This window comes from Coriobacteriia bacterium (genome assembly GCA_031292615.1).
Lineage (GTDB): Bacteria > Actinomycetota > Coriobacteriia > Anaerosomatales > JAAXUF01 > JARLGT01.
In genome coordinates this window covers 1-15,552 of sequence record JARLGT010000040.1, presented here as the reverse complement: position 1 = coordinate 15,552, position 15,552 = coordinate 1, and the positions used below count along the sequence as shown (strand labels likewise).

Here is a 15,552-nt window from a genome sequence, read left to right as displayed (position 1 = left end):
GCCTATCGGCTGCCCTGGAGCACCTTCTTCAGCGCATCGATCTCTTCGAGAGCTTGCGCCGAGCCGTCGCACACGTTGGTCAGCGCGCTATCGGAGACGTGGACCGGCATGCCGGTCTCGTGGCGCAGACGCTCGTCAAGGCCCTTGAGCAGCGCTCCGCCGCCCGTAAGCACGATGCCGTACTCCATCAGGTCGCTCGCCAGTTCCGGCGGCGTCTGCTCGAGCGTTCCCTTGACCGCCGCGACGATTGCCGCGGTGGGCTCTTCGACGGCCTCGCGGATCTCCTCGGACTCCATGGTGATCGTGCGCGGCAGACCCGTGAGTAGGTCTCGGCCACGAACCTCGACGTCGACCTCTTCCATGAGCGGCCAGGCGCTGCCGATCTCGAACTTGATCTCCTCGGCCGTACGCTCGCCGATGAGCACGTTGTAGGCCTTCTTGACGTGCTGGATGATCGCTTCGTCGAACTCGTCGCCGGCGATGCGAATCGACTGAGCGCATACGATGCCGCCGAGCGAGATGACGGCGACCTCGGTCGTGCCGCCGCCGATGTCGACGACCATGGAGCCCGTCGGCTCCTGGATTGGCAGGCCGGCACCGATCGCGGCCGCCATCGGCTCCTCGATCAAGAACGCCTGGCGCGCGCCCGCCGACATCGTTGCCTCGAAAACGGCACGCTTCTCAACCTCGGTGACGCCCGATGGCACGCACACGACCACGCGCGGCTTGGGCTGCCACGGGAAGCGCTTCACGCGCGTCTTGTTGATGAAGTAGCGCAACATCGCCTCGGTGACCTCGAAGTCAGCGATGACGCCGTCCTTCAACGGACGAATGGCCACGATGCTGCCCGGCGTGCGACCCAGCATGCGCTTGGCGTCGATGCCGACGGCGAGCACGCGCTTCGTGTCCTTCTCGACCGCGACTACGGACGGCTCGATCAAGACGATGCCACGGCCTCGCACGGACACGAGAGTGTTAGCTGTACCCAGGTCGACGGCCATGTCGCCGCCCCAGGAGTTGAAGAAGATATCTACAAGCGACACGGTCGCTCCTTATCTAAGTCACCGGCTCCAGCCGGGGCTGTGCGCCTCTTCAGAGGCCCGCACGCCAAAACCGACCCTGGATGATCACATCCGGGCCGGGCGTGCTGAGACACGCTCGAAAGTGTAGCACAGGGCATCGCCCCGACCACCGGTTCGCCACGATATCTCCGCAGCTCCGGGGTGCAGACTTGAGCGTACCTTTGTGCGATTCCGCCTCTACATCAGGCCGAGGTCCCGCAGGCTAGCGTGCTCTCCCCCGTCACCGATCACAACGTGGTCGAGAAGTTCGATCCCCAGGACGTCTCCCGCCTTGGCTAGCCGCCGAGTGAGCTGGATGTCGGCTCCCGAGGGCGTGGGATCGCCACTCGGATGGTTGTGTACCACGACGACCGAGGCTGCCGAGAGCTTGACCGCGTCCCGGAACAGCTCACGGGGGTGGACAATCGACGCGTTGAGCGACCCCACAGACACTTCGACCATCTTGAGCAGCTGGTTCTTGGTGTTGAGCGCCAGCGCCCAGAAATGCTCGCGATCCAGGCCACGCAGCTGGGGGGCGCACAACTCCACCACGTCCTCCGGCGTGGAGATCGTCGGCCGCCGAGAACTGCGCCAAGCCGATGCCCTCCGACTCATCTCCAGACACGCGAGCACGCGCGCGGCAGCCGCCGGACCCACGCCTTCCAGCGCGATGAGGTCTTCGGCGCACACGCGCCAAAGTCCGTCCGGGATGGGGTGCTCGGCGAGCAGCCGGCTGGCACGGTGGGTGGTTGGCGAGTCGAGAAGCACGGCAAGCAGGGAGGCGTCTGAGAGCGCCTCAGCGTGACCGGACAGAAGCCGCTGTCTGGGGTCGGCAGTCATGCCGGGGGTTCGCGGTGCCAAGGTGACGGTCCTTTCTTCGCGCAGAGTCGAGAACTCGATGCGTGCGGAGGGGCGCCGCCATCTCAGATTGTCACCTCGGTCTTACCACGGACTTGCCACGAGCTTCCCGAGGGATAGAAAGGTGGCCCGGCACGGGTTCTCTCCGGCCGAGCCACCCGACAACTCAGGGAATGTTGCCCGCTAGTGCACGGCGCACGACAGGCACGGGTCGTACGCACGCACGAGCTGCTCGATGCGCAGAACGAACTGCTCCTCGGGGAGATCGACCACCGTGGGCGCGAAAGCGCGCATGTCGGCTTCGAGGTTGGCGAGGTTCTGTGCGGTGGGCGTGATTACGTTGCCTGCAGTCACAAATCCATCGTCGTCGATGGCGAGCGTGTGATAGAGCGTGCCGCGAGGTGCCTCAGTCGCCGAGGTACCCGCGCCGGCCTTGATCTTGTAGCCGACGGGCTTGCTCGAACCCGTCTCGTCGAGCAGCCTCTGGCATAGCATCGCGCAGCGCTCGGCGGCGTCGACAAGTTCGATCGCCTGGCACAGGTTGTTGGCGAACGTGTTCTTAGAGATCGGACGCAGCCCCGCTTTGGAGGCGACGATGCGCGCGGTGGGCATCAGCTGATCCCAGTTCAGGTTGACCCGCGCCAGCGCGCCGACCATGAACGTGCGACCGTCGATGGTCGAGTGCTTGGCGTTGCTGTGGCCGACCACGTGCTCGCTGACGAAGTCGAGGTACTCGCCGACGGGGCGGCACCAACCGGCGTCTAGCGCGCAGACGTCGCCGTCGTAGACCGCGTACTCGCCTTCGGCCTTCAGCGCGAGCATCTCGCCTGCGGTGTCAAACTTGGGCACGTCGAAGGTCGAGAACAGGCCCACGGTCTCGGCCACGTCTTTGGCTACGGAGCGCAGCCGCTCGGCAAGTGCCTCGAGGTCAGCCCTGCTGGGCTCGGCGGTGAACCCTCCTACGACGGCGGTGATCGGGTGTACCGGGCGCCCGCCGACGGCGGTAGTCAGGTCGTTGCCAAGCTTCTTGATGCTCAGAGCGCGTGCTACGACCTCAGGATGGCTCTCGGCCAACGGGATGAAGTTGGGCAGGCCGACGTAGTCGGGTGCCGCGAGCACGTAGAGGTGCGTGGCGTGGTTCTGAAGGAAGGAGCCGTGAACGAGGAGTGTGCGCAAGAGCCGGGTGCGCTCCGAAATCTCGATGCCCATCGCGGCCTCCAGCGCCTTGAGCGAGGTGACTGCGTGGTTGGGCGAGCAGATGCCGCAGATGCGCGACGTGATCAGCGGCGCCTCGTCAAAGCGCCGCCCCACGACCATCGACTCGAAGAAGCGTGTGGGCTCGACGATATCCATTCTGATCTCGCCCACCGCGCCGTTGTCGACCTCAACGCTGATGGTGCCGTGGCCCTCGATCCGGGCGACGTGTTCTACGGTAAGCGTGCTCATCGGGCGGCCTCCTGAAGCGAGTTGTAGAGCTGCAACGCGGTCACGAGCCGGGCCGGGTCGAGCCCTCGCTCCACGAGCACCTGGCGGGCGTATTCAAGGTTGGCATCTGCGGCAACTCCTCGGCAGCCCGTGCACGGGCGGCCCAGTGAGATGCACTTTGCGCCACATCCCGAGCGCGTGATCATGCCGAGGCAGACCACCCCGTGCTCGTAGAAGCACTGGTTCTCGGCGACCTTGCATGAGGCGCACATGGGCTCGCGCTGCGGGCGGTCGGCCAGACCCATGAGCGCACGCTGGAGCACAGCGACGAGCTCGTCTGGCTGAATCGGGCAACCGGGCACGCGGTAGTCGACGTCGATGACCGAGTCGACCGGCATCGGCGAGATGCGGCCACACACCAGCAGAGTACCGTCATCGCCGTACACGCAGCCGAGGCGCTCGTCGAAGCCGTCCGCAGCCAGACCCGGGATGCCGCCAGTCACGGCGCAAGCGCCGATCAGGATGACGGTTCTGGCGGTGGCGCGCACTCGCTTGAGCAGTTCGACGTGCTCGGGAGTGGTGACGGCGCCCTCGATGACCGCGACGTCGTAGGTGTCGGGGAGGTGGCCGCTCGAAGCGAGCTGCCAATACGAAAGCTCGAACTGGCCGAGAACGGCGAGCAGCTTGTCGTCCAGGTTTGTTATCTGCACCTGGCAACCGAAGTCGCTCGCCAGGCTGATGACCGCGACGTGGGCCGGCATCTAGATCGCCTCCTGCAGGTTCATGGCTTCCCAGTAGTTGAATACCGGGCCGTCGATGCAGGCGTATTGATGGCCAACACCACAGTGGCCGCACTTGCCGATGCCGCACTTCATGCGCCGCTCGAAGCTGACGTAGATGCGGTCGGCGTCCATGTGCTTCTTACGCATCTCGTCGATGACGTACTTGTACATGACGGGCGGTCCGCAGATTGCGCCGAACGTAGATGTAGCGTCGACGTCGAGCCGGTCGAAGAGCTTCGTGACCAGGCCGACCTCACCGTCCCACGAGTCATCGGGCTGGTCGACCGTCATGATCAGGTCGAAGTCCTCGCGGTGCTTCCACATGTCGAACTGCTTGCGGAACAGAATCTCGCTCGGGTTCTTCGCGCCCAGCAAGATCGTGACGCGACCGAAGTCGTGGCGCTCGTCGTGGATGTGGTTGATGAGCGACTTGAGCGGTGCGATGCCAAGGCCACCGGCGACAAGCAGCACGTCGTGACCTTTCATCTCCTCGAACGGGAAGCCGCGGCCAAAGGGCCCTCGCAGCCCGACGATATCGCCGCACTGCTTGTTGTGCAGCGCGCTGGTCACGTCACCTGCGCGACGCACGCACAGCTCGATGAACCCCTGCTTGCTCGGCGCCGAGGAGATCGAGATCGGCGCCTCGCCCACGCCAAAGATCGACACCTCGACGAACTGCCCGGCGTCGAACTCGAACGCCTCGCGGACTTCCTCGTCGATGAGGCGAAACTCGAAGAGCTTCTCGGTCTCGGTCAGCTCGGTGATCGAGGTGATCCGGGCGGGCCAGGGGCGGTACGGGTTGGCGCGCAGTTGCTTGTATGCGTCCGTGCTCATCTGACCGTCGCCCCCTTCTGCAGCGCATCGATGACCACTCGCGGCGAGATGTCGGCCTTGCACGCCCGCTCGCAGCGGCCGCAGCCGACGCAAAGCACGCGCTCGAACTTAGACAGGTAGCCCCACTGTTTGTGGTAGTAGCGGTACTTGACCCGGCTCGAGCTGCTCGCGCGGAAGTTGTGCCCATGCGCGACCTCGGCGAACTCGGAGAACATGCACGAGTCCCAGACACGCGTGCGCTCGCCCGTCTTGCCATCCGCCGAGAGCTTGTCTCTGACGTCGAAGCAGTAGCACGTCGGGCAGACCATCGAGCAGGCGCCGCATGAAAGGCAGCGCTCCCCCAGCTCGTCCCACACGGCGTCGTCGAACTTGGCGTCGAGTAGAAGCGGCAGCTGAGAGGTCTCGACGTGGCGCGGGAACGACGCCTTGAACTCGGCGGTCACGCGCTGCAGGTCGGCAGTGTCGATATCCGTGATGTCGCGTGTCTCGACGAAACGGTCGAGTAGCTCGGCGCCTTTGACCGAGCGCACCGACACGAAGTACCGATCGCCCAGGTCAGACAGGAAGATGTCGAAGCCCCAGTGGACCTCGTCGGTGCCCCATGAGTTGCAGAAGCACTGCGGCGAAGGCTCGCAGTTGACCCCCACCAGCAGCGTGGAGTCGCGACGCGCCTTGTAGTAGGGATCCTCGTACTCGCCGAGAAAGACGTTGTCCATGAGCATCAGCGCGTTGATGTCGCACGGATGCAGGCCGAAGAGCACGCGCGGCGAGCTCTCGACATCTGCCGAGACAACCTCGTTGTCGGCGGTCTCGAACTCCATAAGGTTCTCAGTGGGTGGAACGAAGAACTTCTTTGGGGGCAGAAGCGTCGTGTCGTAGTCGAGTCGCAGTTCATCCGGATCCTGCAGCGTCGCGAACACGAACTTCTCACCCTTGGCGACCGGCCCGATGACCTCGAAGTCGGTCTGAAGACCGGCGACAAGGTCGGGCAAGCGCGACTTATCCATCACGCGAAAGAACATGGCATCCCCTTACTCCCAGGCAGTGGCGCCTCATCGAGGCGCTTTCGGGGACGGCTCCGGCATGGCCGCCGCCCCCGGGGGTTTCTTGGAACTAGGCGCCGAAGAAGATCGCGATCTCGCGCTCGGCCGACTCAGGCGAGTCGGAGCCGTGCACGACATTGGCGTCCATCACCAGACCGAAGTCGCCGCGGATGGTTCCCGGGGCGGCCTCAGCGGGGTTGGTTGCGCCCATGAGCTTGCGGCAAACGCTCACAGCGTTGGGGCCCGAAAGCACCATCTTCACCACAGGGCCGGAGGTGATGTAGGCGACGAGACCCTCGTAGAACGGCTTGCCTACGTGCTCGGCGTAGTTAGCCGCGGCCTGCTCGGCGGTCAGGACTCCAAGCTCCATGCGCTCGAGCTTGAGTCCAACCTCCTCGAAACGCGTGATGATGCGGCCGGCAAAGCCCCTGGCGACGGCGTCCGGCTTGATCATGATGTAGGTCTTCTGCTCCACGCGGTGTCCTCCCTGATTGCGGTTCGGCATACAAAGCGGGCGGCCTGTTGTCAGCCGCCCGTAGAGCTCCAGTCGTTGTCCACGCCGCTGACCTTCCAGCCGACACCCTCTCGGCTGAGCGTAATGGTGTAGTGAAGCGCCGCGCCGGTCTTGGGCGTCACGGTTACGGCCACCGTCGACGTAGTCGCGCCGCGCGCGATGGGGCCGATCTCGTAGCCCTTCATCGGCGGAATCTTGGCCATCTCTTTGGCGACGTCCTTGGACGGCGCGGCGACCCAGAAGCTGTCGACCGCACCGCCTGTCTCGTACGCCGAGAGCACGCCGCCAACCGTCTGCGCCTGCGTCGGCCAGCCAAAGCCCATCTCGTACGTCGCGACGAGTGCGGCCACGACCAGCAAGATCACGACGACAGCGACCCCGACAGTGCGCCAGACCGCGAACGGACCGCGCTCGTGACGCTCGGCTCGGCGCGCCTCTTTGTCGCGGGCTTTGAGCTGCTCGTCGGTTGCCGAGAAGAAGTCGGCGACTGCAGACTCATCGCCCATTCCAAGCTCGGCGGTGGGGTCGACGATCTGGTCGAATGGCACGAGCGGCTGCGTCAGCTGCGAGCTGTGGGCGAACTCCTCGCCGAAGTCGACGAAGCTCGGTGGCGCATCGGCTGCGGCAACCGGATGGACAGGGATCGACCAGCTGTCGGTCAGCTCACCCGCGGACGCCTCGGACATCGAGGCGGCCGCTACTCGCGACGCCGTTGCCGCCGCCGCTGTCGCCACAGGCTCAACCGGCTGCTCCGCCGGCTTGACCTGGGCCAGAGCGATATCGTACGCGGCTTGCGCCGACGGTGAGAGCGTGTGGTTGTGGAGCTGCGTGGCCTTCTCGAACGAGCGCACGGCCTCGGCGTACTCACCGAGCGCGACGTAGGCCTGCCCCATGTTCGCAAGCGCCTTGCCGCGGCCCTTGTACTCCTCGAAGCCAAGCGCTGCCCGGTACGCCTCGACCGCGTCGGCCGGACGACCCAGGCCCATGAAGCACAGGCCGAGGTTGACGAGCGCCTTGCCCGGATCGGGGTTGGAGGCGTCGAGGGCGGCCTTGCGATACGCGATCGCTGCCTCTTCCACACGCCCTCGCTCCAGCAAAGCACCGGCCATGCCTTGGTGTGCCTTGTAGGGCGTCGCGTAGTCGACCTCGTTGATCGCTTCCTCGTAGGCCTTGGCCGCCTCGGCGTACTCTCCGAGCTCGCAGTAGGCCGCGCCGAGGTTGGACCACACGGCGCCCCGGCGATCGTAGAGTGTGTCGCGTAGGGCGTGCCCATAGACGGTTACCGCGTCTTGGTGGCGACGCAGACGCATCAGGGCATTGCCAGCCATGTGGTAGGCGGCACCGTTGCCGTCGGGCCCGCGGCCCGCAGCGGCCAAGAAACCCTTGGCTGCGGTCCTGAAATCGCCGGCGTCGTACGCCTGCTGAGCTTCTTGAAAGCGGGTCTGATCCACGGTCCGCGGGCTACTTGGTGGCGTTTTCGATGGTGACCGACTCGATCACGTCACCGGCGCGAAGGTTGTGGATCACCTCGAGGCCCGACGTGGCCTGACCGAACACCGTGTACTGCCCGTCAAGCGACGGCAGAGGGGCGAGAGCGAAGTAGAACTGCGAGCCGCCCGAGTCCGGAGCACCAGTACGTGCCATCGCGAGAGACCCGTCGACATGCTTGTTGGGGTTGTTGGCGTACTCGTCCTTGATTGTGTATCCCGGACCGCCCGTCCCGAACTGACCAGAACCGCCGCCGTCGGCGGCGGCTACCTCGGCCGAAGTAGCGGACTTGGTCTGTGGGTCGCCGCCTTGGATGACGAACCCAGCGACGTAGCGATGGAACTTGATCTGGTCGTAGAAGCCCTTTAGCGACAGCTCGATGAAGTTCGCGACCGCGATCGGCGCATCCTTCTCGAAGAACTTGACCTTGATCGTGCCCTTGCTCGTCTTGATGACGGCGGTTTCGTTGCCGTTGAGCTTGTATGCGGGTGTATGCACGGTGGTCTCCCCTGAGGACGAGGTGGACTGGGCTGTCGAATCCGATGCTGCCGTAGACCCCGAGGCACTAGCCGAGGACGACGAGCCGCCCTGAGACGTTGCGCTCGGCTGTGCACAGCCAGCGAGTCCCAGGATTCCGGCCAAGGCGACGGTGGCAAGCAATGTGAGACGCGCGCTCTTGCGCAGGTTCATAAGGTGAGCGCTCCCTTCGAGGACCGGCCGTGAAAGCTCGGGCGGCGCGGCCGTTGAAGACCCGCGCGTCCCGGATGCGAACTGCACGGCATTCTACCAGTCCGCGAGGCACATGATAAGGACTGGCGTTGCCTCTGGGGATAAGAGGTAGACTGAGGTTCTGAGGCAGCCCGCAAGGCGGGAACGCTCTTTGCGGGCCGCGATCACAACGATGTGTTGGCGTGTTTACCGGAGGAGGCGATCACTTGGGAGCACCCGGTACTGACAAGGTCCGCAACGTCGTACTGGTCGGACACGGCGGTGCGGGCAAGACCTCGCTAGCAGAGGCGATGCTTTACCTGTCCGGCGCAACGAAGAGGCTTGGCACCGTAGACGATGGGCACTCTGTCCTCGACTACGAAGCCGAGGAGATCAAGCGCAAGTTCTCCATCAATCTCTCGCTGGCACCCGTCGTACACGACGGCGTGAAGATCAACGTCATCGACACCCCCGGCTACGCAGATTTCGTGGGCGACGCCGTCGCGGGTATGGAAGCTGCCGAGATGGCACTTTTCGTCGTTGACGCCGTCGCGGGCCCGCAGGTTCAGACGGAACGACTTTGGAAGATAGCCGGCGAGATGGGCATCGCCCGCGCCGTGTTCATCAACCGCATGGACAAAGAGCACGCCGACTTCGATGCAGTGATCTCCGCACTCGACGCCAAGTTCGGGCATCGGGTTGGCGCCGTCCAGATCCCGATGGGTTCGGAGGCCACCTTCCGCGGGGTCGTGGACGTCATCCGTATGAAGGCCTACCACCACGAGGGCGACAAGGAAGAGGTCATCGAGATCCCGGCTGACCTCGTCGCGACTGCCGAGGCAGCCAGGGAGAAGCTCACCGATCTCGTCGCAGAGGCTGACGAGTCGCTCATGGAGAAGTACCTCGAGGGTGAGACGCTGAACCAAGAGGAGCTCGAGGAGTTGCTCGACAAGGCGATCGCCCAAGGCATCTTCATCCCGGTGTTCGTCGGCTCGGCTCTCAAGATGCAGGGCATCGAGGACCTGATGGACGAGATCGTGTCCTTCTTCCCTCAGCCCACTGCCCACGGTGCGATTCCGCTCGAGGGCGGCGACACGCTGCGCGTCAGCACCGAGGGCGCCACCACCGCACTGGTCTTCAAGACGATCTTCGACCCGTACGTAGGGCGTCTGAACTTCGTGAAGGTCGTCTCGGGCACGCTTACTCCTGGGTGCGAACTCATCGATGCGCGCACGGGCAAGAAGGAGCGCGTCGCGCACGTCTTCAAGATGATCGGCAAGGAGACCTCGGACATGGAAGCCGTGGTCGCAGGAGACGTGGCGGTGCTCCCCAAGCTCGGTGATGTCATCACCGGCGACACACTCTCCGAGAAGGGTGAGGTCAAGGTCGCGACGCTCCCCTTCCCGCAACCGCTCTACCCGGTTGCTCTCGTCGCGAAGACGAAGGCCGATGAGGACAAGCTCGGCACGGCGCTGAACAAGCTCGTCGAGGAGGAGCCCACGCTCTTGCTCAAGCGCGACGACGAGACGCACCAGACCGTGCTGACCGGCATCGGCGAGACCGCAATCGACGTGGCCATCGCCAAGCTCCACGAGCGCTACAACGTGGAAGCGGAGCTGATTGAGCTTCGCATCCCGTATCGCGAGACGATTCGCAAATCGGCTACGGCCGAGGGCCGTCACAAGAAGCAGACCGGCGGCTCGGGACAGTTCGCCGACTGTTGGCTGCGGGTCGAGCCCAATCCCGGTGGCGGCTACGAGTACCACGACGAGATCGTGGGGGGCAGGATCTCCAAGCCCTACATCGTCGCTATCGACAAGGGTGTTCAGAACACGATGCTCGAAGGCGTGCTCGCCGGGTATCCAATGGTCGACATCAAGGTCGCCGTATTCGACGGCTCGATGCACGCGGTCGACTCCAACGAGATGGCTTTTCGCACGGCGGCGCGTATCGGATTCCGGGCGGCCTGCGAGAAGGCCGATATGGTGCTGCTCGAGCCGGTCGCGACGCTGACTATCGACGTGCCCGAGGCCTATGCGGGCGCGGTTATGGGCGACGTCAGCTCGCGGCGTGGCCGCGTGTTGGGCATGGATGGCGTCGAGGGCGGTCAGGAGATCAAGGCGCTGGTTCCCTACGCCGAGGTCGTGCATTACTCGCCCACGCTGCGGTCGCTCTCACACGGCACGGGCAGCTTCACGATCGAGATCGGCGAGTACGCCGAGGTCCCCTTCGACATGGCCAAGAAGGTCATCGATCAGCACGATAAGGACAAGGCCGAGGGCCACTAGCCCATCGGTGTTGCGGCGCAAACGTCATGAGCCCGGCTCCCTAAAAGGGGCCGGGCTCATGTGTTGATGCTGATGGTGCCCGCGACAGGATTCGAACCTGTGGCCTTCTGCTCCGGAGGCAGACGCTCTATCCTCTGGGCTACGCGGGCACGTACTCGGCGAGCTGCCGACTCGGCGCACTCTATCATACCCGCAGACCGCCTAGCGACATGGCCGCCACGGAGGCGTCAATGCACCTCGGGAGAACGCTCTTCATCGTCAACCCAGCTGCTCGACACGGCGAGACGCGCAAGCTGATCCCCGCTGTCGAGCGCATCTTCGGCAAGGCCGCGCAGTGCGAGATCGTGCTCTCCGCCGGGCCTCGGCACGCATGCGACCTGGCACGCACAGCTGAGGGCTTCGACTCGATCGTGGCCGTCGGCGGGGACGGCACCGCGCACGAGGTGCTCAACGGTGTGATGGAGCACGACAGAGTCGTGAGGCCTGCGTTCGGCATCGTCCCGACCGGCTCCGGCAACGACTACGCACACACACTAGGGATGTCCGACGACCTGTCCACCGCCCTGAACCAGATCGCCACCGGCGGGCGCAAGGTCGTGGATCTCGGCCGGTGCAATGGAACGTGGTTCGGCGAATCGGTCTCGATGGGGTTGGACGCGCGCGTCACGGTCAAGGCTGTTGAGCTGAAGGTCACGACAGGCCTTTCCGGGCTGGCGCTGTACCTTCGCGCGCTCATCCACGTGCTCAACAACCAGTACTACGCGCAGAAGGTCGTCATCCAGTACGACGAGGAGCCGCCGTTCGAGACCGACGCGCTCATCGTTGCTGTCACTAACGGCCCCACCTACGGAGGCGGCTTCAAGATCACGCCCGGCGCGGTCATCGACGATGGGCTGCTCGACATCTGCCGAATCGACAAGATCCCCAAGGCCGAGGCGTTCATGCGCCTGCCGTTTGTGGTCCTCGGCAAGCACACGAAGATGAGGCCTGTCCACATGAGCCGAGCCACCCGCTTGACGGTAGTCTCGGAGACGCCGTTCGAGGGTCAGATCGACGGCGAAGTCATGCTCGAGTCGGCGTACGACATCCTCATCTTCCCAGCCGCCATGAACGTCATCGTCCCCGCCGAGAAGGTCGTCGAGCAGTGAACTCACTGACGGCAGCGCTGCTCGTTCTGCTCGGCAGCTACCTCATCGGGTCGATACCCTTCGCCTACATCATCGTGAAAGGCGTCACCGGGGAAGACATCACGCAACACGGCACCGGGAACATCGGCTCGATGAACGTTCGCCGAACCACAGGGTCGTGGGGATGGTTCGTCCTCGCGGTGCTTGGCGACGGGATGAAGGGCCTGGTGCCGGTGCTCGTGGCGAAGTGGCTTGGTGGGTTGCCCGTGCTCGTCCCGTACTCACAGGGCGTCGTGATGGCGATCCAGGGCGGCGTGACTTCGCTTCCGGCTCCGACGATGTGGAACGGCTGGATCTACCTGCTCGCCAATCCCCTGCCATGGATCGCGGTCTTCGGCAGCGTGGTAGGCCACAACTACTCGATTTGGGTCGCTCTGATCAAGCACAAGGGACTCTCGCGCACTGGCAAGGGACTGGCGACCGGGGCTGGCGCGCTCCTGGCCTACGACTGGCGCTATCTGCTGGCGGTGCTGCTCGTGGGGCTGCTCTTTATCGCTGTGACGCGCTACATGATGGCAGGGCAGGTCGCTGCTGCGGCGACGCTGCCGATCGTCGCGATCGCGACCCAATCGTTCGACTGGCCGTTTGCGCTTTTCATGGGGCTGATCGTCTATGCGGCGCATCACAAGCGCTTTGTGGGCATGCTCCGTGGCCAGGAGCCTAAGCTCTACATCAACGATCGCATGGGGCCGCAAGGCTGACTGGCCCCGAGCACAGAAACGACGAAGGGCCGGAATCGCTTCCGGCCCTTCGTGTTGGAGCAGGTCGAGCTACATCGTGATGGCACCATTCGGGCACGCATCGACGCAGGTACCGCACTCAGTGCAGTCGTCCGGGCGGTTGAGCTTGGCGATCTCTTCGAGGTCGTAGCAGCTGCTCGGGCACTCATCGACACAGATGCCACAAGCCGTACAGTTATCAGCGTCCACAACGGGCAGAGACATGTCTATATCCTTTCAACGCGGTGCGGTTTTCACCACCGAATCGGGCAATACTAACGCCTGTACTCACAGTCGGCAACAACAAGGCCAACTGCCGAGAAACACGCCGTCGCAGGCACAGTTCGCCCTTGATGCCCGCTCTCCTACCTTGCCTTGTCGGCGACCTCGAGTGGCGACCAGAAGCATAGCGGGTACGTGCGGTCCGTAAGGATCGACGATGTCGCCTGCTGGGACTCCAGCGCGGCCAACTCGCCGGCAAGAGTCTCGCGCAGGGGCGCGAGCAGCGCCGCCAGTTCGGAGTTGACCTCGCGGATGCGCAGCCCGAGCGCCTTCTTGTTGGCGTCCGGTTCCGCAATCGCCGAGACCAGCGTGGACTTCTCGGCGGCCAGGTCGATCGCGCGGCGATGCTCCGCCTCGTCGTCGAACTCAACGTCGCACAGCATCGCGTCGGGGTTGTGCTCGAGCCGGTTGAGCTTCTCGCGCGCGGCCGACACCTCCGCGTCGGTGATCACGTGCATGCCCAGCGGCAGATACATCGTGATCGATGCCACGACATAGGCCGGCGGCTCGACGCCGTAGTAGCGGCGGAAGACGTCGTCGGTGACACGATCGTATCCACCGCCGCCCACGCCATGGATGAAGAGGTCACATGCGAACGCGCGCGTGAACAGCGTCAGGCTCAGCGCCTTGGGGGCAAGTTGGAGATCGGCGGCCAGAAGCGCCTTGATGGCGGCCTCCGGGTTGCTCGGCAGGTCCGCGAGCACCGAGCCGTCGTCACCCATCAGGCGCACACCGTCTGGGTGCGGCTCGGCCCACACGCTCTGGCGCTCGTGATCGAGCAGGTGCCACAGCGGGAGTTCGGTGGAGCCTGGGGTCGAGGTCAGGTCCGGGAACGGCTGGGCCGCCGAGCGAGTCTTGTTGACGACGCGAAAGTCGGCCAGGGCGGCGTTGTACTCCTCGGCGAAGCGCGATGCCGACAGCGCCATATCGGCCACAAATGTGGCAAACGCCTCGGAGCGCGACATCGAGGTGGCCGGCAGCTCGAGGTAGGTCGTCGCCGCACTGGCCTCGTAGCGGCGGCGGGCGAACGTGAGCAGCTCGGCGAGGTTCTCGGCGTCGTCGTGGGCGGCCCGGAGCGCCGCGGCGTACTCGGTGAAGTGGCGACGAATGGCCGGCGCCGGCAACGACTCGATCTGCTGGGTGACAGCCTCGATCCACGTCTCGACGTCGTCCGATGACGGCACCGAGGACTGCGAGAACGAGGTGCCGCGCGAGCCAACCGCAAGGTACTGCGTGCAGCGAGCCACGTCCGGCGTCAGACACGGCGAGCTTACCGATACGACCTCGAACGAGTCGGAGTCCACGACCACATCCAGAGCCGTCGCGCCGGTCTCCTCGGCGAGACGCTGCAGCAGGAAGTCCTTGATCCACACGCCGGGATGGTAGAGCTCGGGCTGATGCCCGGTCGCCACGATCAGTGCGTCCGGGTCGCCGGCGTCATCAACGGTCACCCCGAGCCTCGCCGAGAACTCCTCGGCGCGCTCGAAAGCTTCCTGGCGCGCAAGCGAGCGCACCTCGCGGGCGTCTCGGCCAGCGACGCTGAACGACCAGGCGGCCGCGGCGGCGTGATTGGCGGCGGCCAATGCCGCCCAGGTCTCGTAGGTGGGACGGGCGAGTAGCTCGCCATGGCCGGCGGGCGTTGTTGGCTTGGTCTGTACCACGCATCTCTCCTAAAGCAGGTCGTCGACGCTCGCGAGCGCCAACGGTTCGAGGGCAAAGAACGGCTCGCCGGCCTCAACACGGCCCAGCGCGCCCCACATGGCTGCCTGCATCCGCATCATCTCGACGATTCCCGAGTTGATGGGATTCTCGGCGAACTGCGAAGCGTAGGCCTGGATCGCCGCAAGCTTGGTAGGCAGGTCTTCGTGCACGTCGATGATGAACGACGGCTCGGCGATCACGCGCATGTGCACGGCCATGTAGCGGTAGATGCGCTCCGGAAAGTACGGCTCGCCGCTCATGTCTGTCTTGGTGAACTTGGAGTAGAAGCGCGCCGCGACGCCTATCGCAGACGCCGCGATGTGGTCGGGGTGGGTGTCGTCGGCATACGGAACGTAGATGCTTCGCGGCCGGAACTCACGCATGACCTCGGCGAGCTCCGTGCGAGCCTCGACGGTGTCGAAGAGGTAGCGGTTGCGCTGCGACAGCGTGCGGCGCTCGGCGCCGAGGATGCGTGCGGCCTGCGCGGACTCGGCGGCTCGCTTCTCGGGGGTGCCGTGCGGCGTGGGCTCTCCGTTGGTCAGGTCGACGATGACCACCTTCATGCCGCGGCGCACCATCCCGGCAACCGTGGCGCCCATGCCGATCTCAACATCGTCAGGGTGCGCACCGATGCACATCGCATCGAATAGGGCCTCTGCCAT

15 protein-coding genes and 1 tRNA gene are annotated in these 15,552 nt (G+C 64.9%); 3 read left to right on the top strand and 13 right to left on the bottom strand.

Going from position 1 to position 15,552, the window contains the following annotated elements:
* Positions 1-2: 2 nt before the first annotated feature.
* From P4L93_03885 to P4L93_03845, 9 genes are all read right to left on the bottom strand, one after another.
* Positions 3-1,043, bottom strand: a complete 1,041-nt coding sequence (locus tag P4L93_03885; protein ID MDR3686084.1) for a rod shape-determining protein — start codon at positions 1,041-1,043, stop codon at positions 3-5.
* 216 nt (positions 1,044-1,259) lie between these two features.
* The gene (gene radC, locus P4L93_03880) at positions 1,260-1,922 is read right to left on the bottom strand and encodes a DNA repair protein RadC (protein ID MDR3686083.1); all 663 of its coding nucleotides are present in this window, start codon (positions 1,920-1,922) and stop codon (positions 1,260-1,262) included.
* Between the two features lie 180 nt (positions 1,923-2,102).
* Positions 2,103-3,365: a Ni/Fe hydrogenase subunit alpha gene (locus P4L93_03875; GenBank protein MDR3686082.1), complete on the bottom strand. Its 1,263-nt coding sequence runs from the start codon at positions 3,363-3,365 to the stop codon at positions 2,103-2,105.
* Positions 3,362-4,105, bottom strand: a complete 744-nt coding sequence (locus P4L93_03870) for an NADH:ubiquinone oxidoreductase (protein MDR3686081.1) — start codon at positions 4,103-4,105, stop codon at positions 3,362-3,364. Before P4L93_03870 ends, P4L93_03875 begins: the two co-directional genes overlap by 4 nt.
* On the bottom strand, positions 4,106-4,960 hold the full coding sequence (locus tag P4L93_03865; protein MDR3686080.1) for an FAD/NAD(P)-binding protein: 855 nt from the start codon (positions 4,958-4,960) through the stop codon (positions 4,106-4,108).
* On the bottom strand, positions 4,957-5,982 hold the full coding sequence (locus P4L93_03860; GenBank protein ID MDR3686079.1) for a 4Fe-4S dicluster domain-containing protein: 1,026 nt from the start codon (positions 5,980-5,982) through the stop codon (positions 4,957-4,959). The genes P4L93_03865 and P4L93_03860 overlap by 4 nt, the downstream gene beginning before the upstream one ends.
* A 91-nt stretch (positions 5,983-6,073) precedes the next feature.
* Positions 6,074-6,478, bottom strand: coding sequence for a nucleoside-diphosphate kinase (gene ndk, locus P4L93_03855; protein ID MDR3686078.1), 405 nt, complete (start codon positions 6,476-6,478; stop codon positions 6,074-6,076).
* A gap of 50 nt (positions 6,479-6,528) precedes the next feature.
* A complete protein-coding gene (locus P4L93_03850) occupies positions 6,529-7,968 on the bottom strand; it encodes a tetratricopeptide repeat protein (protein MDR3686077.1) in 1,440 nt (479 codons plus the stop codon).
* 10 nt (positions 7,969-7,978) lie between these two features.
* Positions 7,979-8,503, bottom strand: a complete 525-nt coding sequence (locus P4L93_03845; GenBank protein MDR3686076.1) for a peptidylprolyl isomerase — start codon at positions 8,501-8,503, stop codon at positions 7,979-7,981.
* Between the two features lie 437 nt (positions 8,504-8,940).
* Here P4L93_03845 and fusA point away from each other — a divergent pair, with 437 nt between their 5' ends.
* On the top strand, positions 8,941-11,001 hold the full coding sequence (fusA, locus tag P4L93_03840; GenBank protein ID MDR3686075.1) for an elongation factor G: 2,061 nt from the start codon (positions 8,941-8,943) through the stop codon (positions 10,999-11,001).
* Between the two features lie 73 nt (positions 11,002-11,074).
* Here fusA and P4L93_03835 read toward each other — a convergent pair.
* A tRNA-Arg gene (locus P4L93_03835) sits at positions 11,075-11,150 on the bottom strand.
* Between the two features lie 81 nt (positions 11,151-11,231).
* Here P4L93_03835 and P4L93_03830 point away from each other — a divergent pair.
* A complete protein-coding gene (locus tag P4L93_03830) occupies positions 11,232-12,149 on the top strand; it encodes a diacylglycerol kinase family lipid kinase (GenBank protein ID MDR3686074.1) in 918 nt (305 codons plus the stop codon).
* A complete protein-coding gene (locus P4L93_03825; GenBank protein ID MDR3686073.1) occupies positions 12,146-12,889 on the top strand; it encodes a glycerol-3-phosphate acyltransferase in 744 nt (247 codons plus the stop codon). Before P4L93_03830 ends, P4L93_03825 begins: the two co-directional genes overlap by 4 nt.
* Before the next feature lie 69 nt (positions 12,890-12,958).
* On the opposite strand, the gene P4L93_03820 is transcribed toward P4L93_03825, so the two are convergent.
* From P4L93_03820 to bshB1, 3 genes are all read right to left on the bottom strand, one after another.
* On the bottom strand, positions 12,959-13,132 hold the full coding sequence (locus tag P4L93_03820; protein ID MDR3686072.1) for a 4Fe-4S binding protein: 174 nt from the start codon (positions 13,130-13,132) through the stop codon (positions 12,959-12,961).
* A gap of 140 nt (positions 13,133-13,272) precedes the next feature.
* Complete coding sequence (locus P4L93_03815; protein ID MDR3686071.1) at positions 13,273-14,850, bottom strand: hypothetical protein; 1,578 nt, start codon at positions 14,848-14,850, stop codon at positions 13,273-13,275.
* A gap of 9 nt (positions 14,851-14,859) precedes the next feature.
* Positions 14,860-15,552, bottom strand: a 693-nt coding sequence (gene bshB1, locus P4L93_03810) for a bacillithiol biosynthesis deacetylase BshB1 (protein ID MDR3686070.1), incomplete at its 5' end; no start/stop codon positions are given.